Source organism: Nonomuraea sp. NPDC049486 (genome assembly GCF_040676925.1).
Lineage (GTDB): Bacteria > Actinomycetota > Actinomycetes > Streptosporangiales > Streptosporangiaceae > Nonomuraea > Nonomuraea ferruginea.
Genome location: NZ_JBFAPV010000004.1, coordinates 499,940 through 520,060, shown reverse-complemented (window position 1 = coordinate 520,060; position 20,121 = coordinate 499,940). Strand labels below are relative to the sequence as shown.

General features: G+C 69.5%; 23 protein-coding genes. 12 read left to right on the top strand and 11 right to left on the bottom strand.

The annotated features are described in order from the left end of the window. The first annotated feature begins 24 nt into the window (after positions 1-24). Positions 25-492, top strand: a complete 468-nt coding sequence (locus AB0K05_RS14870; protein WP_148035358.1) for a MarR family transcriptional regulator — start codon at positions 25-27, stop codon at positions 490-492. Between the two features lies 1 nt (position 493). Here the strand turns inward: AB0K05_RS14870 and AB0K05_RS14865 are convergent, their stop codons facing one another. Next, on the bottom strand, positions 494-931 hold the full coding sequence (locus tag AB0K05_RS14865) for a hypothetical protein (protein ID WP_148035359.1): 438 nt from the start codon (positions 929-931) through the stop codon (positions 494-496). A gap of 200 nt (positions 932-1,131) precedes the next feature. On the opposite strand from AB0K05_RS14865, the gene AB0K05_RS14860 reads away from it, so the two are divergent. After that, the gene (locus AB0K05_RS14860) at positions 1,132-1,992 is read left to right on the top strand and encodes a hypothetical protein (protein WP_364229492.1); all 861 of its coding nucleotides are present in this window, start codon (positions 1,132-1,134) and stop codon (positions 1,990-1,992) included. Positions 1,993-2,040: 48 nt separating this feature from the next. On the opposite strand, the gene AB0K05_RS14855 is transcribed toward AB0K05_RS14860, so the two are convergent. Then, positions 2,041-2,523 (bottom strand): cupin domain-containing protein, encoded by a 483-nt coding sequence (locus tag AB0K05_RS14855; protein ID WP_219542953.1) that lies wholly within the window; start codon positions 2,521-2,523, stop codon positions 2,041-2,043. Positions 2,524-2,759: 236 nt separating this feature from the next. Between AB0K05_RS14855 and AB0K05_RS14850 the strand changes: the two genes are divergently transcribed. Then, positions 2,760-4,466, top strand: a complete 1,707-nt coding sequence (locus AB0K05_RS14850; protein ID WP_364229490.1) for an ATP-binding protein — start codon at positions 2,760-2,762, stop codon at positions 4,464-4,466. Positions 4,467-4,653: 187 nt separating this feature from the next. After that, a complete protein-coding gene (locus AB0K05_RS14845) occupies positions 4,654-5,280 on the top strand; it encodes a YdcF family protein (protein ID WP_364229488.1) in 627 nt (208 codons plus the stop codon). Positions 5,281-5,570: 290 nt separating this feature from the next. On the opposite strand, the gene AB0K05_RS14840 is transcribed toward AB0K05_RS14845, so the two are convergent. The 4 genes from AB0K05_RS14840 to AB0K05_RS14825 all read right to left on the bottom strand — a co-directional run bounded on the left by AB0K05_RS14840 (position 5,571) and on the right by AB0K05_RS14825 (position 7,955). Continuing rightward, a complete protein-coding gene (locus tag AB0K05_RS14840) occupies positions 5,571-5,990 on the bottom strand; it encodes a helix-turn-helix domain-containing protein (RefSeq protein ID WP_271280287.1) in 420 nt (139 codons plus the stop codon). Then, positions 5,987-6,364 (bottom strand): type II toxin-antitoxin system RelE/ParE family toxin, encoded by a 378-nt coding sequence (locus AB0K05_RS14835; protein WP_364229486.1) that lies wholly within the window; start codon positions 6,362-6,364, stop codon positions 5,987-5,989. Before AB0K05_RS14835 ends, AB0K05_RS14840 begins: the two co-directional genes overlap by 4 nt. Positions 6,365-6,791: 427 nt before the next feature. Continuing rightward, positions 6,792-7,217: a tautomerase family protein gene (locus AB0K05_RS14830; RefSeq protein WP_364229484.1), complete on the bottom strand. Its 426-nt coding sequence runs from the start codon at positions 7,215-7,217 to the stop codon at positions 6,792-6,794. Between the two features lie 36 nt (positions 7,218-7,253). Beyond that, positions 7,254-7,955, bottom strand: coding sequence for an SDR family oxidoreductase (locus tag AB0K05_RS14825; protein WP_364229482.1), 702 nt, complete (start codon positions 7,953-7,955; stop codon positions 7,254-7,256). An 84-nt stretch (positions 7,956-8,039) separates the two neighbouring features. Between AB0K05_RS14825 and AB0K05_RS14820 the strand changes: the two genes are divergently transcribed. Further along, the gene (locus tag AB0K05_RS14820; RefSeq protein WP_364229480.1) at positions 8,040-8,519 is read left to right on the top strand and encodes a helix-turn-helix domain-containing protein; all 480 of its coding nucleotides are present in this window, start codon (positions 8,040-8,042) and stop codon (positions 8,517-8,519) included. A gap of 22 nt (positions 8,520-8,541) precedes the next feature. Beyond that, the gene (locus tag AB0K05_RS14815; RefSeq protein WP_271277364.1) at positions 8,542-8,811 is read left to right on the top strand and encodes a hypothetical protein; all 270 of its coding nucleotides are present in this window, start codon (positions 8,542-8,544) and stop codon (positions 8,809-8,811) included. On the opposite strand, the gene AB0K05_RS14810 is transcribed toward AB0K05_RS14815, so the two are convergent. Together AB0K05_RS14810 and AB0K05_RS14805 are read right to left on the bottom strand one after the other, a co-directional pair. Further along, a complete protein-coding gene (locus AB0K05_RS14810; RefSeq protein ID WP_364229477.1) occupies positions 8,769-9,908 on the bottom strand; it encodes an acyl-CoA dehydrogenase family protein in 1,140 nt (379 codons plus the stop codon). The two genes, AB0K05_RS14815 and AB0K05_RS14810, sit on opposite strands and share 43 nt — an antisense overlap. Further along, a complete protein-coding gene (locus tag AB0K05_RS14805; RefSeq protein WP_364229475.1) occupies positions 9,905-13,303 on the bottom strand; it encodes an indolepyruvate ferredoxin oxidoreductase family protein in 3,399 nt (1,132 codons plus the stop codon). The genes AB0K05_RS14810 and AB0K05_RS14805 overlap by 4 nt, the downstream gene beginning before the upstream one ends. A 152-nt stretch (positions 13,304-13,455) precedes the next feature. On the opposite strand from AB0K05_RS14805, the gene AB0K05_RS14800 reads away from it, so the two are divergent. The 6 genes from AB0K05_RS14800 (at position 13,456) to AB0K05_RS14775 (ending at position 17,944) form a co-directional block, all read left to right on the top strand. Further along, positions 13,456-13,914, top strand: a complete 459-nt coding sequence (locus AB0K05_RS14800) for an Lrp/AsnC family transcriptional regulator (RefSeq protein WP_148035372.1) — start codon at positions 13,456-13,458, stop codon at positions 13,912-13,914. 62 nt (positions 13,915-13,976) lie between these two features. Beyond that, positions 13,977-15,755: an NAD(P)/FAD-dependent oxidoreductase gene (locus AB0K05_RS14795; protein WP_364229473.1), complete on the top strand. Its 1,779-nt coding sequence runs from the start codon at positions 13,977-13,979 to the stop codon at positions 15,753-15,755. Positions 15,756-15,830: 75 nt separating this feature from the next. Continuing rightward, positions 15,831-16,352 (top strand): DUF5709 domain-containing protein, encoded by a 522-nt coding sequence (locus AB0K05_RS14790; protein WP_364229471.1) that lies wholly within the window; start codon positions 15,831-15,833, stop codon positions 16,350-16,352. Positions 16,353-16,361: 9 nt separating this feature from the next. After that, positions 16,362-16,796, top strand: coding sequence for a hypothetical protein (locus AB0K05_RS14785; protein WP_271277359.1), 435 nt, complete (start codon positions 16,362-16,364; stop codon positions 16,794-16,796). Positions 16,797-16,822: 26 nt separating this feature from the next. Beyond that, positions 16,823-17,209, top strand: a complete 387-nt coding sequence (locus AB0K05_RS14780) for a DUF2795 domain-containing protein (protein ID WP_219542946.1) — start codon at positions 16,823-16,825, stop codon at positions 17,207-17,209. Positions 17,210-17,224: 15 nt separating this feature from the next. Then, positions 17,225-17,944 (top strand): DUF2071 domain-containing protein, encoded by a 720-nt coding sequence (locus tag AB0K05_RS14775; RefSeq protein ID WP_364229469.1) that lies wholly within the window; start codon positions 17,225-17,227, stop codon positions 17,942-17,944. 1 nt (position 17,945) lies between these two features. Here AB0K05_RS14775 and AB0K05_RS14770 read toward each other — a convergent pair whose 3' ends face one another. The 3 genes from AB0K05_RS14770 to AB0K05_RS14760 all read right to left on the bottom strand — a co-directional run bounded on the left by AB0K05_RS14770 (position 17,946) and on the right by AB0K05_RS14760 (position 20,114). After that, positions 17,946-18,371 carry a hemerythrin domain-containing protein gene (locus tag AB0K05_RS14770; protein WP_219542944.1) on the bottom strand — a complete coding sequence of 142 codons (426 nt, stop codon included), beginning with the start codon at positions 18,369-18,371 and terminating at the stop codon, positions 17,946-17,948. Positions 18,372-18,423: 52 nt separating this feature from the next. Then, positions 18,424-19,608, bottom strand: a complete 1,185-nt coding sequence (locus tag AB0K05_RS14765) for a globin domain-containing protein (protein ID WP_271277357.1) — start codon at positions 19,606-19,608, stop codon at positions 18,424-18,426. 62 nt (positions 19,609-19,670) lie between these two features. Further along, on the bottom strand, positions 19,671-20,114 hold the full coding sequence (locus AB0K05_RS14760) for an Rrf2 family transcriptional regulator (RefSeq protein ID WP_219542942.1): 444 nt from the start codon (positions 20,112-20,114) through the stop codon (positions 19,671-19,673). Between the last annotated feature and the right edge of the window lie 7 nt (positions 20,115-20,121).

The following is a 20,121-nucleotide window of genomic DNA, read 5'->3' as shown; positions in this document are numbered from 1 at the left end:
CCGCGCCGGCCGGTAGGGAGAAAGATGGACACCTCGCGCTCCGGATCCCGCGAGCGCCTCTATCTCGACATCCAGCAGGACGGGCAGCGCCTCGCGACCGGGCTCGTTCGGCTGCTCCACACCATGTCGCTGGGCCTCGACCTCAACCCCACCGACTTCCAGGCGTACGCGCTGCTCCGCATCCAGGGCCCCATGACCCCCGGCGAGATCGCCCAGTGGCTCAGGCTGGCCACCGGGTCGGTCACCGCGCTGATCGACCGGCTGGAGGCCCGCGGCCTCGTCGCCCGCGACCGCCACCCCGACGACCGGCGCAAGGTGATCGTCCGCCCCGCCACCGAGCCCGAGCCCGGCCCCGCCACCGGCGACCAGCTCGGCATCGCCCAGGCCATGCTCGCGATGCACGAGCGCTACTCGGAGGCCGAACTGGAGGTCATCGCCGACTGGCTGCACCGCGTCACCCAGACGCTGAACGAGCTGGCCTCCCGCCGTTGACCTAGGACGGAGCTCCGGCCAGGCGCCGCGTGACGTACTGGGCGAACAGGCCATGAGCCACCACGACGGCGCCGAACCCGACCACCACCATCGCGATGTACGTCATGCGCCCGTCGGGCGCGAGAATGACCGCGGCGCCGTCGGCGAACCCGGTGGACGCCACCCCGAACCCGGTCACGGCCGCGGTCACCCACCGCCCCGCCACCCGCACCACCCTCGGCGCGGCACCGGTCACCGCCGCCGGCACGGCGAGCACCGTGAACGCGATGAAGACGCCCACCGTCCCCATCAGGCTGAACTGGCTCTGCTCGGCCGCCGCGATCGCGATCAGGCTCATCAGCAGCCGCGCCGCACCCCCGACCACGATCCCCGCCACGACCGCTCCCCCGGCAGCCGCCGCCATCAGCCGGACCACGCGCCGGCCAGTCATCCCCGACATACACCCCTCCAGTTGCTCAAAGAGGGTTGTAGCGACGCAAATCCCCTCCCGGCAATGCCGGAATTGCAATGCAATGATGCTGTTATTGATGATTTGTCGGGAAAAGCCTGACAGGTGCTGGTCGGAGAGGGGCTTCGAGGCGGTTTGACATGATCCCCTCGCGAGCGATAAACGCGTCGGTGGTGTCGTCAAAAACCTCCGTGCCCGCCTTATCCGCCCTGGCGATCCTCATGCCGCTGGCCCCCGCGGTCATCGTGCCCAAGACCGCGAACGTCGTCGCCGGCGCGGTCATCACCGTCCTGCTGGTGGCTCCCGTGGTGGCGCTGCGCCGTAAACGTTGGGCGTCGCGCACCGGCGCCGCGCTGCTGACGCTGCTCGCCGTGGCCGCCGCCGTGCCGCCGGTCTCCGGGCTCGGCAGGCCGACCTCGGAGGAGATCCAGCACTACGTCGCGGTCCAGGTCGCTCTCGGCAGACCGGTCGACCTCCATGGCGGGGCTCTGGGGTCCCTCCCCTGGGACGACATCGATCTGCTGCTGCTCGCCGTCGCCTGCCTTGCCACGGCGGCACTCGTGCTGACGCTCGGCCGAGCCGTCCATCAGGAAGGACAGCGCGAGCTTCGTCCGCTGCGCTGGCGGTGGCCGCTGGTCATGTGGGGCGTGGCTCTGCTGCTGGTGAGCGTTCCTCAGACGGTGGTGGTCCTCGCCGCCGGTACGGCCGAGTACGGGATGATCGTCATGGACGGCTCCTGCTTCGGCGCCCTGGAGGAAATCCTGCTCTGGCCTGCCATGGCCATGGTGATCCTGCTCCCGCAGCCGCTGGTGGTCGCGCTGGGCTTCGCCCTCTGGGCGCTGCTGGCCCGCACCGGTCACCGGCTTTTGGGCCGGGCTGTGGGCTGGTTGACGCTGGCGCCCCTGCTGGCCGCCGACCTGATGATGACCTGGATGCCTCTGCTCGGATGCACCCGGTCCCCTGCCGATCCGATCACGCTCACATGGGCGCTGTTCACGTTCCTTCCCGTCGTCCTCATCGTGCTGGCGGTACGGGTGCGCCGGGTGGCATGACTACTGATAAGTGTTGACTCAGCAGCACTTCTCAGTTACTGATCAATTTCAGAGGGTGTCATGCTGGTCGGGGACGCGGTCCTGGGGCTGCGCAGTCCAGGCGGGAGGTTCGTCCACGCCGAGCGATTCGTCGCGCTCGGCGTCGGTGCTCGAAGGCTGGACGATGCCGCGCGAGTGGTGGACCGGGGCGTAGATCGCGTAGAGGCGCAGTGGCTCGTCACCGGTGTTGATCACGTCGTGCCAGGTGCCGGCCGGGACCTGGATCGACCATCCGTCGGAGACCTGTTGCTCGAAGTCCAGCCGATCCTTGGCCGGGCCCATGACACAGGTGCCCTGCCCCGCGTCCAGACGAAGGAACTGGTCGGTTTCCGGGTGTACTTCGAGGCCGATCGACTTACCGACCGGGATGGACATCAGGGTGACCTGCAGATACTTCCCGGTCCATGCGGTGGTTCGGTAGTTCTCGTTCTGCCGCGTGGCCGCTTCGATATCGAAGGCGTTCGGCCGGGGCCCGTTGTCGCTGATGTGCATCGTCTCTCTCCGTCGGTGCTGACTGCCCCTGAGGCGCGGGTAAGTCCCAGGTGCGGATACCGAAGATGGTTGCCGCTAAACCTGCCGGTCACTGATCGTCGACGCGGCGACCATGACCGCGCGGATGCTGGCATGGCGCCCCGGTACCGGCGTCACCGCCGCGGATCACCGGCATGACTACTGAGAACCAACTGAGAAGTGTTGATTCAGCAGCACTTCTCAGTTACGCTCAGTAGGTGGATCAGCGGGAAGCGTTGCAAGCACTGGCCGTCGTGGGGGACGGTGTGGCAGCGGATGCCCTGGAAACGGAGACGCTCGACTTCAAGCTTCCAGGAGAATCTCAAAAATCCACTTACAATCTGCTCGCCGATGCTCTCGTATGTTTTGTGAATGCCCGCGGCGGGACGGTTGTACTGGGCGTTGACGACAAAGCGACGAGTCGGCTGAACGCGCTTCGAGGAGTGCCGCTGAGTTACAGCGTGGACTCGATACGCAAAGGCATATTTGATCGTACACGCCCCCCGATAACGCCCTTCGTTGAAGATGTGACGGTCGACGGTGTCCGCCTGATACTGATCACGGTTCCGGAGGGCGTCATGCCGCACAGCAATGCCGCAGGGCTGTCGACTCGCCGCCTGGGAAAAGAGTGCCTGCCGTATCCCCCGGATCAACAACGCGAAGTGATGATCGCCCGAGGCCAGGTGGACTGGTCGGCCGACTCGTCCAGCGTCGGCATCTCGGATCTCAGCGCGGTCGAATTCGAAAGACTTCGTCAGATCTTGACGGCAAGCGGACGCGACAACTTGGCAGACCTACCGAACAAGGCACTCCTGGAGTCGTTGAGGCTGATCGCGTCCGACGGGAGCATCACCAACGCAGGCGTGCTTCTGCTGGGCGATGAGTCGCTTATCGGCAGGGTCGTTCCCAGCTACGGTTACTCCTACCAGTTCAGGCCGACCTCGGGCAGTGAGGCGACCGGACGGATGCGAGGAAACCGGCCTTTGATAGCGGCCATCCAAATCTTGACGGAGGCCATCGAAACACGTCGCGAGATCCACCCTCTCAATGTGGCAGGCGGAGTTCAACTAGCACTCACGGACTACCCTGGCGAAGCTGTCAGAGAGATCGTCATCAACGCGTTCATCCATCGCTCTTATGAAACCAGTGGAACGGTGGATGTCGAGCACTCACCAGAACGTCTGGCGATCTCAAGCCCTGGCGGCCTGGTCGCCGGGGTGACGCCGGCCAACATTCTCACGTATCCATCGACCCCGCGAAACAGGCTTCTCACGGAGACGGTATCCGTACTCCAGCTGGCTGAGCGCACTGGGCAAGGAGTCGACAGAGCCTACCGCGAGATGCTACGCGTCGGTAAAGAGCCACCGCAATTCGAGGACAAGGGCACCCTGGTTCGGGCGACCCTCGGCGGAGGGATCGGGAACAAGGCGTTCGCGCGTTTCGTGAGCGATTTGCCGGCTCGGGCCGGCCGAGACCTGAATGTTCTTCTCACACTGTCACATCTGCGGCACAGCAGAAGTATAGACGCCCCAAAATTGGCAAGCACAATCCAACGCACGCCGGCAGAGGCGCAGGAAGTGCTTTCCACCATGGCGGACGAATACGGCCTCATCGAGGCCACGAGCCGAACCGTTCGCCGACCGTTCCCGACGTATCGACTGCGGTCAGAATCCCTTGCGTCCATGTCTCGGTCAGTCACATATCGTCAGCGCGCGATCGACGATACCGACCAGAAGGTCATAGATCACGTAAAAGAATACGGCTTCATCACCAATCAGAGTGTTCGCCGCCTTTTCGATCTGCATGTCTACGCCGCCCGCGACCTGATCAACAGCCTTCGCGAACGCGAAATTCTGAAGAAGATCGGAGACGCGAAAGGAGGCGCTGGAGTGCGCTACGGCCCGGGAGCCAAATTCCCGAAGTGAGACCGCGGCACTCATCTCCACGCAGGCCCTGTACGAGGAGACGGAGGCGCGGGCGAAGTTCAGCGCCACGCTCCACACGGAACTTCCGCGTGTACCCGTACCCTCCGAACTTCCGTCGTCCTCATCGTGCTGGCGGTACGGTGCGCGACTTCGCGGTCCGATACCGAGGCGTTCTAGAGTCGCCGGCATGCGGCGAAGGACAGGAATGCTGATAGCCGGGGCTGGAGTCCTGGTCTGGGGCGAGTGGTTGAACTGGCGCTGGTCCCGCACTCTCGTGGAGAACGGTGCAGGCCCCGCCGAGGCCGTGGTCGTGTTGGGTTACCGGAACCCCCAGCCCACGGCGAACTTCCTCAACCGCTGGCGAGTCCGTGCTGGCATTCGCTCCATCGCCACCGACAGTGCGCGCGACACTCGCGTCATCTTCAGCGGCGGTGCGACCAGCGGTGGCGTCGCGGAGGCGCGGTTGATGGCCGATTACGCGAAGTCGGTGCTCGGATTCGACGGCGCGGTGCTCCTCGAAGACCAGAGCGCGACGACATGGGAGAACATCACGAACGTGATCCCCCTGCTTGAGGACGTCGACCGTATCAAGATCGTCTCCCAGCCGGCTCACGCCCTCAAGGCCCGCGCATACCTGCGGCGGCAGCGCCCCGATCTCGCCGAGAGGCTTGTACGCGCGGACGACTACCGCCCCGGCGAGTGGACGGTCGTCAAGCCGCTGCTGGCTCTGTACGGACTCTGGACACTCCGCGGTCTCAAGGCCGACGAACGGAGGATCTCGCGTAGACAGCGACGGTCGCGTCGGCTCCGCTGATGAAGGCTCTTGAGCGCTGAAGTGATCGTGCACCCCGAGCCAGCAGCTTTTCACGCCTGGCAGGCGAGGCTTCCGTACATCAGGGACTACCTTGCCAGATGCCGGCTGGGCGCCAGTCGCTGGATTCGGTTCGTCCCCTCGAAGATCTGCATGTTCTCCGACCCACGATCAGTCACCTGCGGATACAGCCTGATCCTTACGATGACCAGCGGTTGCGGGGATTGGCCGAACGAGCAGGAGAGGCACCAACAAAGAGGGGCGCCGCACGCGGGCTCGCAAAATGCGACGACTCATCCCGGGCCCGTGGAACCCGGCGTCCCTGCAGCGAGATGCGAAGGCCGTGCCTTGCCATGCGAGTGAATGAACTTGAAGTGTCGCCTACGCGCCTTGCTCATCTTGCCTGCCCGTAGCCGGTAAGTACCGCTCGGAAAGCTGGCTGTGAGCTCAAGCCGTCCGCCGATGGCCTCCACGTAACGGGCCACCACATCCACTGAAGAAACTTCGCCACGCTCGATCTGCGAGACGCGTGCCTTCGTCACACCCATCAGGGCGGCAACCTCGCTCTGCGTCAGAGCGGCGTTCTTACGGCGCTGGGCAAGCTGCCAAGCATCGATGAAATCGTCGACCATGCGCCGGGTCTCGACAAGTGCCGCTTCCCCTCCTGCCTGCTCCACGTGCTTGGCGCGGTTCCACTTCTTGAACGTCGTCATGGGTTCCGCCCCTCCTCTTCTGCGCGTTCTTTCAGGTAAATCTCGTACAGCCGCTCTGCGTGCGGTATGGCCTCCTCGTACCAGCGGTTGGGATCGCGAGGGCTTGCCTTGATCTTGTCTGCGGCAACGAGAACGATGGCGTCCCGCCTCGGATCGAAGACGAACAGCAGTCGAAGCGCGCTACGCCCGGTGGACCGGGGGCATAGTTCCTTGAGGTTGGCGATGCGCGAGCCGTTCATCTTGCCCACGAGTGGCCTACCCAGCGCTGGACCATTCTCCGCGAGCCGATCGAGCGCATCGATGACCAGCCGATGCGCCTCTGGATCAAGGCCACTGATCCAGGCATCGACTTCATCGGTGACGTAGATCCCCACTCGTCCTGCACAGTCCAAGTATAGGGGATACTATACTGGCGCAATCGGGCACTCCGAGAGCGCCACGAGATACAAGGGCATGGCTGCGCCTGTTCGCCGCCGGTGGCGTGCGTCCCTTTCCCCGGGGACACGCTTGCCAAGCCGACAAACCCCGCCCGCCGACACAGAGAAGCGGGGTTTCCGCATCACCGTCGTCGAAGCCCGCACCCAGCGCAGCGCGCTCGACCGGGTCCCGCGGCGGAGCGCGCCAGGCAACATCAAGTGAGACGACGGAACTTCGGCGTCTCACCCGACCTTGCATCTCCGCATGTCAGGACGCCGCCCGGAGGCAAGATCGAACGAGACGGGACATCTGGATGAGGGCGCACACCAGCGACCTCATGGCAGGTGCGGCTCGTCTCTTCCGGGGACGGTACCGGCGGTGCGGTCAGTAGGGGGACGCCGAGTTGCTCTCAGCCCAGAGCTTCTCGGCGTCGGAGCCTGCCGGGGGCGGCGCGATCCCGTTGATCATCCAGAGGTCGTCGCTGGTCTCGTCGATGTGGAACTCCCAGTGCAGCCCTGCGTTCCGTTCGAGGTGGGGCTGCAGCATGCCCTTGACCCACTGGGCGGTCCGGCGCCGGCTCTCTCGATCGGCGTTGCGGCGGGCGATGTGGTCGATCACAATGCGGACCCCGACCGGGGCAGGCTCCCCACCGACGTAGAAATCCTCGGGCCGTGTCTCGTGGAACAGCGTGATCACGTAGAACCGGGGCAGCCCCACCTGTTCGTAGTGGTCGGCGATCTGGGAGGCAAGTTGGTGCTTCTCCTTGTCGGTGAAGATTCCGGGCGTGTGATGAACAGTCCACAGTGGCATTGCGGGTCAGTACTCCTTAAGTGTTGGGACGCGATGTCAACCGGCGACCGAGAAGGCCAGGCGCTCCACGGGGCCGGACAGCGCCGCCTTGGTGGCGATGGTGACGTCGTCGGCGAGCACCTCCGTGGCCTGGGCCTCCAGGCCGTCGACGATCCGCGCGGCCACCTCGGCCGGCGTCGCCTTCGGCAGGTCGATGGCGGAGACCATTTCGGTGTCGATGAACCCTGCGTGAACGCCGACGACCTGGGTGTTCTGGCGCGCTAGTTCGAGTCGGAGCGAGTTCGTGATGGACCACGCCGCCGCCTTGGACGCCCCGTAGGCGCCGGCGCCGGCCAGCCAGGACAGCACGGAGTGCATGTTCACCAGTGCGCCCCCACCGTTCGCGGCCAGGATCGGCGCGAACGCCCGTGCCATCCGCAGGGGTCCGAAGACGTTGACGTCGAACGTCACGGTGGCGCGCTCGAAGTCACCCGTCAGCAGCGGAGCCGGCAACAGGATGCCAGCGTTGTTGAACACGATCTCGACGTCGGCGGCGACCTTCGCGAGGGCGGCGACCGACGCCTCCGAGCGGACCTCCAACTCGGCGGTAACCACCTCTGGACGGTCGTCGATGTACGCCGAGCGCGCAGTCGAGTACACCTTTCGCGCCCCGCGCGCCAGCACCTCATCGACCAGCGCCGCGCCGAGCCCACGTCGGCCCCCGGTCACCACAACCACTCTGCCCGCTACTGCAACCACTGCGTTCTCCTCTGGGTAACGATGTCGTTAGTGAGATGTAAGCACGCCATGCTGGATAACGCAAACGTTAGTTACAATGGTGAGATGGCGATGAAGTTCGAGGAACGGCTGCGCGACCGAGATGCGTGGTCGATCGGCGATGGATGCTCGGCGGGGCGGGTGCTGGACCTGCTCAGCACCAAGACGGTATTCCTGGTGGTCCGCGAATGCTTCTACGGCACGACCAGGTTTGACGACTTCGTGGCGCGGATCGGGACCTCGGCCCCTGCGGTGTCTCGGGCACTCAAACAGCTGAAAGCCGCGGGTATTGTCGCGCCCGTTCTCTATCGGGAGCCGGGGAGCCGGGCCCGCGACGAGTACCGGCTGACCGAGGCGGGCCGGGACCTGCTGCCGGTGTTTCTGTCGCTGATGCAATGGGGCGACACGTACCTACAGGAAGGCCGCCCGCCTCTGTCGTTCGTCGAGACCGACACCGGCCGTCCGATACGGGTCCGCGTAACCGCCGACGCAGCGCCGGAGACGATGTGCGACGACATCGAGATCCGGCTGAACCCCGCCTGGTAGCGCGGCTGGCCCCGTTTTCCGCATGAGCTTCCGCAACCCGCGCATGGCGCCGATCACCTGGCCGACCTCGCCGGCCCCCGCCGTCATAGGCGCGGTGGAAGACTGGGATCGCGCCATCGGAGCTGACTGCGATCCCGGCCTGGATCTGCTTCAGATCGGGCCTGCGGTCCTTGGGATGGCCGAACTTGGGCCGGGCCAAGCCGGGGTCGGTCCCGAACGCCTCTCCCACCGCCCAGTCTCTGGCCGGGTCTACTTCGCCAAGTGCCGGCTGATCACCAACCGCTGGATCTGATTAGTCCCCTCGAAGATCTGCATGATCTTCGCCTCGCGCATGTACCGCTCCACCCGGAACTCCCGTGTGTACCCGTACCCCCCGAACACCTGCACCGCGTCCGTGGTCACCTTCATCGCCGCGTCCGTGGCCACCAGCTTCGCCACCGAAGCCTGCCGCGAGTACCCCAGCCCCGCGTCCCGGCGTCGCGCCGCGTCCAGGTAGGTGGCCCGAGCCGAGTCCACCGCCGCCGCCATGTCCGCCAGCAGGAACCCCAGCCCTTGGTGGTCGATGATGCGCTTGCCGAACGTCTGCCGCTCCTTGGCGTACGTCACCGCCTCGTCCAGAGCCGCCTGGGCCAGGCCGACGGCGCAGGCGGCGATGCCGAGGCGGCCGGAGTCGAGGGCGCTGAACGCGATCTGCAGACCCTCGCCCTCCGAGCCCAGCAGCCGGGAGGAGTCCAGCAGGACGCCGTCGTAGTGGGCGGTGGTGGTGGGGACGGCGTGCAGGCCCATCTTCTCCTCCGGACGCCCGAAGGTCAGCCCGTCGGCCGTGCCGGGAGCCAGGAAGCAGGAGATGCCGCGGCTCCCGGAGCCGGTGCGGGCGAACAGGGCGTAGAAGTCGGCGATGCCGCCGTGGGTGATCCACGCCTTGTTGCCGGTGATCCGGTAGCCGTCGTCGGTCTTGACCGCCTGGCAGGTGAGGGCGGCGGCGTCGGAGCCGGCCTGGGGTTCGGAGAGGCTGTAGCCGCCGATGAGCCGGCCGGCCAGCATGTCGGGCAGCCAGCGCGACTTCTGCTCGTCAGTGCCGTAGGTGAAGACCGGGAAGCAGGCGAGGGTGTGGACGCTCACGGCGACGGCGACCGACGCCCAGCGGGCCGCCAGTTCCTCGATCACCTGGAGGTACACCTCGTACGGCTGGCCGCCGCCGCCGTACTCCTCCGGGTACGCGAGCCCGAGCAGCCCCGCCTCGCCCAGCAGCGGGAACAGGCCCGCAGGGTAGGTCTCTTCGCGTTCGTGCCGGTCGGCCCGGCGGGCGAGCTCCTTGTCGGCGATCTCGCGGGTCAGCTCGATGAGGTCCCGGGCGTCCTGGCTGGGGAGCAGGCGGTCGACGGTCATGATCTCTCCCGAGCGGTGGTCCGGAGCCGGTCGTCCTGGGTGAGGGCCGCGAGGGCCGCGGCGGCGCGCTCGCGGTATTCGGCGACGCGGGCCAGCTTGATGTCCTCGTATCCGCGGATGCCCTCCGGCAGCGCCGCCAGCTCGGCCACCGCGTCGGCGGTCGAGGGGGTGAGGCGGGCGAGGGCGTCGTTCATGAGATCACGGTATTCCCCCACGAGCCCGCGCTCGACCCGGCGTACCTCAGCGCGGCCGAACACGTCGAGCGCGGTGCCGCGCAGCACGCGGGCGGCGCGCAGGCCGCGGAAGAGCACCCCGGCCGAGCGGCGCAGCTTGATCTTGCGCTTCATGCCGAGCGCGCGGAACACGGGCGGGTGCAGCAGCACGGACACCTTGGCGTCGGGCCCGAACTCGCGGTCCCGCCGAGCCTGCTCCGTGGGGTCGAGGTGCAGGCGGGCGACCTCGTACTCGTCCTTGTAGGCCATGAGGTGGTGCAGGCTCCTGGCGTAGGCGAGCGCGACGCGGGTGCCGGCCTCCTGGCCGGCCCGTTCGACGGCGAGCGCGGTGACGCGCCGCACGTCCTCCGCGTACGTGCGAGCGTACGTGGCGTTCTGGTAGCCGGTGAGGTCGGCGACGCGGATGGCGAGCGCCTCCTCCAGGCCGGTGGGCTCCGGGACGACGAGCCCGGCGGCCTTGAGCACGGCGTCGCGGTCGTGAGCCAGGGCGCGGCCCCAGCGGAAGGCGGCCACGTTCTTGTCCACGGCGGCACCGTTGAGCGCGATGGCGCGCTCGAGAGCGGTGGCGGAGACGGGCAGGCAGCCGTGCTGGTAGGCGGCGCCGACCAGGAGCATGTTGGCCGGCATGTGGTCGTCGAAGAGCGCCTCGGCGAGCCCGTGCGCGTCCACGTAGAGGCCCGAGCGGGTGGCGGACTCGATGCGGGCCAGCGCGTCGGCGGGCGAGCCGGGCACGGCGGCGCGGCCGGTCACCATGGCGGCGGTGGGCACGACCGAGGTGTCGACGACGGCGATGGTCCGGTCCGGGGCGGCGACGGAGAGGTTGCCGTCGGCGGCGGCGCCGAGCAGGTCGAAGCCGATGAGCACGTCGGCGGCGCCGCGGGTGGCCCGCACCGAGCCGGTGAGCGGCCGGGCGAAGATGCGGACGTCGCTGACGACCGGGCCGCCCTTCTGCGCGAGCCCGGTCTGCTCCAGCCCGGCGGCGTGCAGGCCGTCGAGGTGGGCGGCCATCTGCAGGATCTGGGAGACGGTGACGACGCCGGTGCCGCCGATGCCGGGCATCCTGATGAGCACGGTGTCGCCGACCTTGCGGTCCGGTTCGCCGGGTTCGACGGGCAGGTCCGGCACCTGGTGCGCGCTTCTGGTGCCCGGCTCGACCAGCAGGAACGACGGGCAGTCGCCCTTGAGGCAGCTCAGGTCGGTGTTGCAGGACGGCTGGTGGATGCGGGTCTTGCGGCCGAACTCGGTCTGCACCGGCTGCACCGACAGGCAGGTGGAGACGTCGCCGCAGTCGCCGCAGCCTTCGCAGACGCGCTCGTTCACCACGACCTTGGCGGCCGGGACGGGCAGCTTGCCGCGCTTGCGCAGCCGCCGCTCCTCGGCGGCGCACCGGTCGTCGTGGATGAGCACGGTGACGCCGTCGACCGCGGCCAGCTCCTTCTCGGCCTGCTGGAGCTCGTCGCGGTGGCGGACGCGGGCGATGCCGGGCAGCCGGACGCCCCGGTACGTCTCCGGCTCAGGGGTGGTGACGACGATCTCCCGTACGCCTTCGAGCGCCAGCTCGTGGGCGAGGGCGGGCACGTCCAGGCGGCCCTCGGCGCGCTGGCCTCCGGTCATGGCGACGGCGTCGTTGTAGAGGAGCTTGTACGTCATCGTCACGCCGGCGGCGACGGCGGCGCGGACGGCGAGGGAGCCGGAGTGGTGGAAGGTGCCGTCGCCGAGGTTCTGCACGAAGTGGCGGTCGCCGGTGAACGGGGCGAGCCCGATCCACTGGGCGCCCTCGCCGCCCATCTGGGTGAGCCCGACCTGGGTGCCGCGCCCGTCGCCGTCCAGCGCGATCATGGCGTGGCAGCCGATGCCGACGCCGACGAGCGTGTCGTCGGCGGTGCGGGTGGAGGTGTTGTGCGGGCAGCCCGAGCAGAAGTACGGGGTGCGGGCGGCGACCAGCGGCAGCATGCGGCGCGCGGGCCTGGGCGCGGCCGGTTTCCTGGGCAGCCGGTCCGGGCCGACGCAGCGGGCGACGGCTTCGGCCACCTCGTCGGCGCCGAGCGTGCCCCGGGCGGTGAGCAGGTCGCGGCCGTGCACGGCCGGGGTGTGCTCGCCGCCGTAGAGCGCCTGCTTGAGCTGACCTTCCAGGAACGGCACCTTGTCCTCGACGACGAGCACCCGCTCCAGCCCGGCGGTCTGGGCGGCCAGCGCGGCGTGGTCGAGCGGGAACGGCATGCCGATCTTGATCAGCCGGATCCCGAGGTCCGTCATGGCGCTCTCGTCGAGGCCGAGGTCGGCCAGCGCGCGCCGGACCACGGCGAATCCGGTGCCGGAGGCGAGGATGCCCAGCTTGGCGTGCGGGGCGTCGAACACGACGCGGTTCAGCCCGTGCGCGTGGCCGTAGGCGCGGGCCACGTCGAGGCGGCGGGTGAGCATGTCGTGCTCGGCGTCCAGCGAGGCCGGGCCGACCAGCACCGGCGGCTTGCGCGGGCCGGGCCGCCCGGGCTCCGGGACGCCGTGGTGGCCGCCGACCTCGACGGTGGCGGCGGCGTCCGCGACGTCGGCGACGATCTTCAGGCCGGTCCACAGGCCGCTGGCGCGGGACAGCGCCACCGCGTGCAGCCCGTACTCGATGATCTCGGCGACGGAGCCGGGCGCGAGCAGCGGCATCGACAGGCTCTGGCACATCGGCTCGCACGAGCTGGGCACGGTGGAGGACTTGCTGCCGGGGTCGTCGCCGATCCAGGCCACGGCCCCGCCGAGCGGCGCGGTGCCGGCCAGGTTGCCGTGGCGGATGGCGTCGGCGGCCCGGTCCAGGCCGGGGTTCTTGCCGTACCAGAAGCCGGTGACCCCCTCGTGGCGGCGGCCGGGCAGCGCGTCGAGGAGCTGGGTGCCGGCCACGGCGGTGGCGGCCAGTTCCTCGTTCAGTCCGGGCCTGAACACCACGCCGGCGGGCTCCAGGAAGCGCGCCGCCCGCCCCATCTCCAGGTCGACGCCGCCCAGCGGGGAGCCCTGGTAGCCGGAGACGAAGACCCGGGTGTCCAGGCCGCGCTCGCGGTCGAGCCTGCGCTGCTCCAGGGTCAGCCGGACCAGGGCCTGGATGCCGGAGATCAGCACCCGGCCGCTCTCGGCCGCGTACTTGTCGTCGATCGACACCTCAGCGGGAGTCACGCTCACGCGAACCTCCTTCGTGCGGGGGGAACCCCCAGCACAGCAACGAGGCCTATGGACGCGCAAGAGTCAAGCGGGGAGGGTGTTGAAAGACGCAAAAAGTTTGAGACTGTTGGGGGATTCGGCTGCTTTCTTTGCGCCGGTGAGGAGGCTTTCCCATGTCAGACGTCGACGAGATCGACCACCGGCTGCTGCGCCTGCTCCGGGAGGACGGCCGCCGCACGTTCTCGGAGATGGCCGAGCGGATCGGCCTGTCGGTGGCGGCGGTCAAGCGGCGCGTCGACCGGCTCAGGGAGCTCGGGGTGATCACCGGCTTCACCGTCCAGATCGACTATGCGAAGCTGGGGTGGGGCATCGAGGCGTTCACCGAGCTGAGCTATCCGGGCACGACCCCGGTCGCCGAGATCGTCCGCACCGCGGCGACCGTGCCGGAGGTGCAGGAGGTGTTCACGATCGCCGGCGACCCCGACGCGCTCATCCACGTCCGGGTGCGCGACCTGGGCCACCTGCAGCAGGTCGTCGACCGGCTGCGCAGGGCGGGCGACGTGACGGGCACCAAGACGCTGCTGGTGCTGGGTTCCTGGACGCGCGACACGCTGACGCCGCGGACGTCCTGAAGGCTCTTGTCGGCACTATTTCGGAATGCCATTCTGGAATCCCGTCCTTCGGAGCGCGCATCGTGGACAAAGAGGCCATTCGCCTGAAATATCGGGAAGAGCGCGACAAGCGGTTGCGTCCCGACGGCAACGACCAGTACATCCGGCTCACCGGCCGGTTCTCCCGCTACCTCGACGACCCGTACACGCCGAGGACCGAGCGGGAGCCGAAGACCGACGACGTGACGGTCGCGTTCATCGGCGGCGGCTTCGCCGGCCTGCTCACCGGGGCCCGGCTCAAGGAGGCCGGCGTCGAGGACGTGCGCATCGTCGAGAAGGGCGGCGACTTCGGCGGCACGTGGTACTGGAACCGCTACCCGGGCGCGCAGTGCGACACCGCCTCGTACGTGTACATGCCGCTGCTCGAAGAGACCGGCCACATGCCCACGGAGAAGTACGCGCACGCGCCGGAGATCCTCGAACACTGCCGGCGCATCGGCAAGCACTTCGGCCTGTACGACGACGCGCTGTTCCACACCGAGGTCACCGGCCTCGAATGGGACGGGTCCCGGTCCCGCTGGATCGTGACGACAGACCGGGGCGACGCGTTCACGGCGCGCTTCCTGGCCATGGGCATCGGGCCGCTGCACGTGCCTAAGCTGCCCGGCATCCCCGGCATCGAGGACTTCCGGGGCCATTCCTTCCACACCAGCCGGTGGGACTACGACTACACCGGCGGCGACCCGTCCGGCGCGCCCCTGGACCGGCTCGGCGACAAGCGGGTGGGCGTCATCGGCACCGGGGCCACGGCCGTGCAGTGCGTGCCGCACCTGGCGCGGGCCTGCGGCGAGCTGTACGTGTTCCAGCGCACGCCGTCGTCGGTGGACGTGCGCGACAACCGGCCGACCGACCCCGAATGGTTCGCCTCGATCGCCACCCCCGGCTGGCAGCGGCGCTGGCTGGAGAACTTCACCGCCATGCAGACCGGCGTGCTCGCCGACGAGGACCTGGTGATGGACGGCTGGACCGACCTCGCGCGCAGGGTCCGCAGCAGGATCGCCGAGCTGCCGCCGGAGGAGCGGACCCTGGAGCGGATGCTGGCCGCGTTCGAGGACTCCGACTTCGAGAAGATGGCGGAGATCAGGGACCGGGTGGACGCCGTGGTCGAGGATCCGGAGACGGCCCGCGCGCTGAAGGCGTGGTACCGCCAGCTCTGCAAGCGCCCCTGCTTCCACGACGAGTATCTGCAGGCGTTCAACCGGCCGAACACCCACCTGGTCGACACCGACGGCAAGGGCGTGGAGCGGATCACCGCGAAGGGCGTCGTGGTCGCGGGCCGGGAGTACGAACTCGACTGCCTGATCTACGCCTCCGGGTTCGAGGTGGGCACCGAGTTCACCCGGCGGGCCGGCTACGACCTGGTCGGGCGCGGCGGGGTCAGGCTGTCGGAGCGCTGGGCCGACGGCATGCGCACGCTGCACGGCATCCACGTGCACGGCTTCCCCAACGTCTTCATCGTGCAGCCCACCCAGGGCGCCAACCTCGTCTCCAACATCCCGCACAACCTCACCGAATCCGGCAGGACCATCGCGGCGATCGTCCGGCACGCACTCGACCACGGTCACCGCGAGGTCGAGGTGACCGCCGAGGCCGAGGACGCCTGGGTGGAGCTGCTGCTGACGGGGACGGGCGGGCTGCTCGGCGGGGCCGACTGCACTCCCGGCTACTACAACAACGAGGGTCAGGACGCCGGGATGCTCGGCCGCCTCTTCGTCGGCTACCCGCACGGCGCGACCGCGTTCTTCGACTACATCGACCGGTGGCGCGCGTCCGGCACGTTCGAGGGACTCGCCTTCCGCTGAGGTCGCGTCTCCTGTGAGGTTCCGGCCGTCCGGGGTAGCGGGCGATGGACGGCCTGAAAACCTGGAGGGGACGCTGTGACTGAGCACATACCTGAACACGATCCGCGCTCGCGGTTCGAGGACGAGGGGATCCCGGATCTTCAGGACGGCACGCCGGAGCAGCAGTGGGCCGAGGACCCGCAGGAGGCTCCGCTCCCGGCGGACCATCCCACCGCCGTCGACGACTTCGGCACCACCGTCGACGAGCAGATCCGGGGCGAGCCCTTGGAGGGCCGGCTGGAGCGCGAGGTGCCGGAGGAGGAGGCGTCGTTCGGCACGGACACGCCGGTGACCGTGCAGCGGGCCCCGTCCCCCGACCCCGACGAGCAACCGCTCACCGACGAAGGCGGACTGGGCGTCGGTTCCGACCTCGACACCGACTTCCAGCAGGACAGCGGGGTGGACGAGGGGGACTACCCGGACCGCGCCGGCCGCCTGGTGGCCGCCGACGAGGGCGCGCACCCCGACACCGAACCGGACGAGGTGGCCCGCGACGTCGGCCCGGACGCCGGCGGTTACTCCGCCGAGGAGTCCGCCATGCGGGTCGAGCCGGAATAGGGAGACCACATGACCAGAAAAGAAAGGGACAAGGGCGGTTACTCCGAGGAGGCCGGCTACATGGCCGGTCGCGACGACGAGTACGCCGTCACGGCAGGCTCCGACGAGAAGGCCGTGGCCGCCCGCACCGACGAGATCGAGGGCCACGAGGAGGTCGTCGCCGGTCCCAGCCCGCACCCGATGCCGCCCGGCGCGCGTGGCGACCAGGGCCACGGCGGCGATCCGGGCTTCCGCGTGCGAGGTCCGGTGGACGAGGCCAGGGAGGGCGAGGTCGAGGACGACGGCGAGAACCTCGCCGAGCGCGTGCCGGCCGGCGGCCACCTGAGCGGCGACACCGAATGGGTCGACTCCGACCTCGCCGAGGACCCGGACGCCGGCTCCGGCCGCACCGACGCGGATGACGGCGACTACCTGCCGGGCGAGGGCACCGGCCGGCCTTACTGACACGTACCGAACGAGGGAACGGTGGCATGGAGCAGCAGCGAGGCAGCGACAAGCACAGCCCCCGCATGGACGAGGAGCAGAAGCACGACAGCCGGTCGGAGGAGCACCAGCGGCCCGAGCCGACGGGCGACGCGCCGGGCGAGGAGAGGCTCTCCGCGCCGCGCGCGCAGGAGCCCGGCTCTCCGGAGGGCATGACCGCCGAGGAGGTGGACAGCCGCAGCAACCTGGCCCGCTGGGTCAGCGGCGTGCACGCCTTCCCGGCGGACAAGAAGGAGCTGGTGGAGCGGGCCCAGGAGCAGTTCGCGCCGGACGCGGTGCTGTCCGCGCTGCGGTCGCTGCCGGACCGCAGCTACGAGAACATGAACGAGGTGGCCGAGCAGCTCGGCATCGCCGGGCGGGGCCAGTTCGACTGACGGCAGGGACCGACCATGAAGGCTCCGCCCTCGCCCCGCGTCGCGCGTCCGGTGATGTACCACCGCTGGTCCAGCATGACCTTCCTGCACTGGCGCTACCCGGCGGAGACGGTCCGGCCGCTGGTGCCCGGCCATCTCACGGTCGAGACGTTCGATGGCAGCGCCTGGGTGGGGATGACGCCGTTCCTCATGGAGGACGTGCGGGCGCCGGGTCTGCCCAGGCTGCCGTGGGTGTCGCGGTTCCCGGAGACCAACCTGCGCACCTACGTGCGTGACGAGCACGGGCGCGGCGGGATCTGGTTCCTGTCGCTCGACGCCGGGCGGCTGCCCGCCGTGCTGGGCGGCCGGGCCGGCTACTGGCTGCCGTACCACTGGTCTGACATGTCGGTACGGGTCGACGCCGGTCGATGGCGTTACCGGTGCCGCAGGATCTGGCCGGGGCCGCGGGGCGCCCGCTGCCACGCCGAGTCCAAGGTCGGCCTGGTGCTGTCGGAGCGCGAGCGGGACGAGACGGCGCACTTCCTGACGGCCAGGTTCAGGCTGTTCTCGCAGGTCGCGGGGCGGCCCGTCACCGCCGAGGTGGAGCACCCGCCCTGGCCGCTGCACCGCGCGGGACTGCTGGACCTGGACGAGACGCTGCGGCGCGCGGCGGGCCTGCCCGACACCGATGACGAGCCCCTCGTGCACGCCTCCCCCGGCGTGCCGGTCCGCATCGGCATGTGGAAGCCGCTCTGAGTCAGGCCGTGATCCGGTCCCAGGCCGGGATCGGCAGGACGATCACGGAGGCGGGGAACAGGCCGTGCTCCTCCTTGTCGATGTGCTCGTGCAGCCGCTTCACCGCGCCGAGCACCCGGTCCCAGTCGGGGTCCGCCCGATCGACGGCGGCGAGCACGCCGTGGATCTCCGCGTGCTCCCCGCACAGCCGGTCGACCTCCCCGGCCAGGGTGCCCTCCTCGCGCAGCTCGGCGAACAGGCCCCGCTCCTCCTCCGCGGTGTGCGGCAGGAGCAGGGCGAGCAGGTCGTCGAGCAGGTCGCGCGCCTCGGCGTAGGCGGCCCGGTCGACGGCCATGCGCAGCGTGCGGGCGACCTCCCCGATCTCCACGTGCTCCGCAGAGAGCCGTCCGATCAGCGGGAAGTCGCGGCATCCGCAGTAGTTGCACATGCCCCCAGTCTCACCGCCGGGCGCCGGGCCGGGCAGGGACCTTGGTCCCTGGTCAGGCGGCCGGAAGCCACAGGTCGGGGCCGAAGACCTCGTAGTGGAGATCACGCGGCGCCACCCCGGCGCCGATCAGCCGCTCCCGCGCGTCCCGCATGAACTCGAGCGGGCCGCACAGATAGGCGACCGCGTTCTCCGGGACGTCCACCCCGGTCAGGTCGATCCGGCCGGCCCGGCCGCCGGGGCCGTGCTCGTACCAGAAGACCCGGTCGGCGCCGGGCAGCGCGTCCGCCAGCTCCTCCATGTCGCGGCGGAGCGCGTGGTGCGCGGCCGAGCGGTCGGCGTGCAGCAGCAGGACGCGGCGCCGGTCGGCGGTGAGCGCCAGGTGCTGGAGCATCGCGGTGATGGGGGTGCAGCCGATCCCGGCGGAGGCGAGCACCAGCGGCCGGTCGCCGTCGCCGAGCGCGACGTCGCCGAACGGCGCCGACAGGGTCAGCTCGTCGCCGGGCCTGGCGGTGGCGTGCAGCAGGTTCGACACCTCGCCGTCGGGTGCGCCCTCGCCGCGCACCCGCTTGACGGTGATGCGGCGCTGCCCGCCCTCGCCGAAGCCGGAGATCGTGTACTGCCGGAGCTGCCGGACCCCGTCGGGCATGCGCACCCGGACGCTGACGTACTGCCCCGGCAGGGCCGGCTGGACGGGCTCGTCGCCCACGGGAGCCAGCACGAGCGACATGACGTCGGCCGTCTCCTCCCGCCGGTCGGCGACCCGCCAGGGGCGCCAGGTGCGGCCGTCGCGCGCGCCGGCCTCGGCGTAGATGCGGGCCTCCATGGCGATCAGCGCCCCGGCCATCAGCCAGTAGACCTCGTCCCAGGCGGCGGCGACCCCGGGCGTGACGGCGTCGCCGAGCACCTCGGCGATGGCGCCGAAGAGGTACTTGTGGACGATCACGTACTGGTCCTCGGTGATGCCGACGGCGGCGTGCTTGTGCGCGATGCGGGCCAGCAGGGCGTCGGGGCGCTCGTCCGGGTGCTCCAGGAGCGCGGCGGCGAAGCCGGCGATGGACCCGGCGAGAGCCCTGCGCTGTTCGCCGCTGCGCTGGTTGCCCCGGTTGAACAGGCCGTCGAGCAGTTCGGGACGGTCGGCGAACATCGTCTCGTAGAACCTGGTGGTGATCGTGTCCAGCGCCTCGCCGACGACGGGCAGCGTGGCGCGGACGACGGCCGCGCTCTCCGCGGAAAGCATGGGGGAACCTCCCAGATAATTGGAATCTGAGATGCATATTAAGTGGGCGGTCCCCCGGTCCCTCATTCGGGCGGGGCGGTCAGCGACAGCAGCACCGGCCCGGCGGGCGCCGCCACCAGCGAGGCGATCGTGATCTCGTCGAGCGAGGCGTAGAAGGCCTCCTGCGCCTCGCGGAGCGCGGCCCGCAGCCGGCAGGCGGCGCGCAGCGGGCACGGCATCAGCGCGTCCTCGCAGCCCACCACCTCGCCGTCGCCCTCCAGGCCGCGCACGACGGACCCCACCGACGCGCCGCGCCCCAGCTCCGTGAGCTGCAGCCCGCCGCCGCGCCCGCGCCTGGCCTCCACCAGCCCCATCTCGCTCAGCCGCGCCACCGCCTTGGCGGCATGCGTGTACGGGACGGCGAGCACGTCGGAGATGGCCCGCGTCGTCATCAGCTCGTCGCCCCGCTCCACGGCCAGGCGCATCACGATCCGCAGCGAGATGTCGGTGAAAGCGGTCAGGCGCATGGCCCAC

Excerpts from the sequence above, each read along its gene's own strand:
- AB0K05_RS14770 (WP_219542944.1), bottom strand. The coding sequence starts at position 18,371 with ATGTGCAACTACTGCGGATGCCGCGACTTCCCGCTGATCGGACGGCTC.
- AB0K05_RS14775 (WP_364229469.1), top strand. The coding sequence starts at position 17,225 with ATGAAGGCTCCGCCCTCGCCCCGCGTCGCGCGTCCGGTGATGTACCAC.
- AB0K05_RS14865 (WP_148035359.1), bottom strand. The coding sequence starts at position 931 with ATGTCGGGGATGACTGGCCGGCGCGTGGTCCGGCTGATGGCGGCGGCT.
- AB0K05_RS14820 (WP_364229480.1), top strand. The coding sequence starts at position 8,040 with ATGGCGATGAAGTTCGAGGAACGGCTGCGCGACCGAGATGCGTGGTCG.
- AB0K05_RS14855 (WP_219542953.1), bottom strand. The coding sequence starts at position 2,523 with ATGCACATCAGCGACAACGGGCCCCGGCCGAACGCCTTCGATATCGAA.
- AB0K05_RS14780 (WP_219542946.1), top strand. The coding sequence starts at position 16,823 with ATGGAGCAGCAGCGAGGCAGCGACAAGCACAGCCCCCGCATGGACGAG.
- AB0K05_RS14870 (WP_148035358.1), top strand. The coding sequence starts at position 25 with ATGGACACCTCGCGCTCCGGATCCCGCGAGCGCCTCTATCTCGACATC.
- AB0K05_RS14830 (WP_364229484.1), bottom strand. The coding sequence starts at position 7,217 with ATGCCACTGTGGACTGTTCATCACACGCCCGGAATCTTCACCGACAAG.
- AB0K05_RS14815 (WP_271277364.1), top strand. The coding sequence starts at position 8,542 with ATGAGCTTCCGCAACCCGCGCATGGCGCCGATCACCTGGCCGACCTCG.
- AB0K05_RS14800 (WP_148035372.1), top strand. The coding sequence starts at position 13,456 with ATGTCAGACGTCGACGAGATCGACCACCGGCTGCTGCGCCTGCTCCGG.
- AB0K05_RS14810 (WP_364229477.1), bottom strand. The coding sequence starts at position 9,908 with ATGACCGTCGACCGCCTGCTCCCCAGCCAGGACGCCCGGGACCTCATC.
- AB0K05_RS14840 (WP_271280287.1), bottom strand. The coding sequence starts at position 5,990 with ATGACGACGTTCAAGAAGTGGAACCGCGCCAAGCACGTGGAGCAGGCA.
- AB0K05_RS14760 (WP_219542942.1), bottom strand. The coding sequence starts at position 20,114 with ATGCGCCTGACCGCTTTCACCGACATCTCGCTGCGGATCGTGATGCGC.
- AB0K05_RS14765 (WP_271277357.1), bottom strand. The coding sequence starts at position 19,608 with ATGCTTTCCGCGGAGAGCGCGGCCGTCGTCCGCGCCACGCTGCCCGTC.
- AB0K05_RS14785 (WP_271277359.1), top strand. The coding sequence starts at position 16,362 with ATGACCAGAAAAGAAAGGGACAAGGGCGGTTACTCCGAGGAGGCCGGC.
- AB0K05_RS14845 (WP_364229488.1), top strand. The coding sequence starts at position 4,654 with ATGCGGCGAAGGACAGGAATGCTGATAGCCGGGGCTGGAGTCCTGGTC.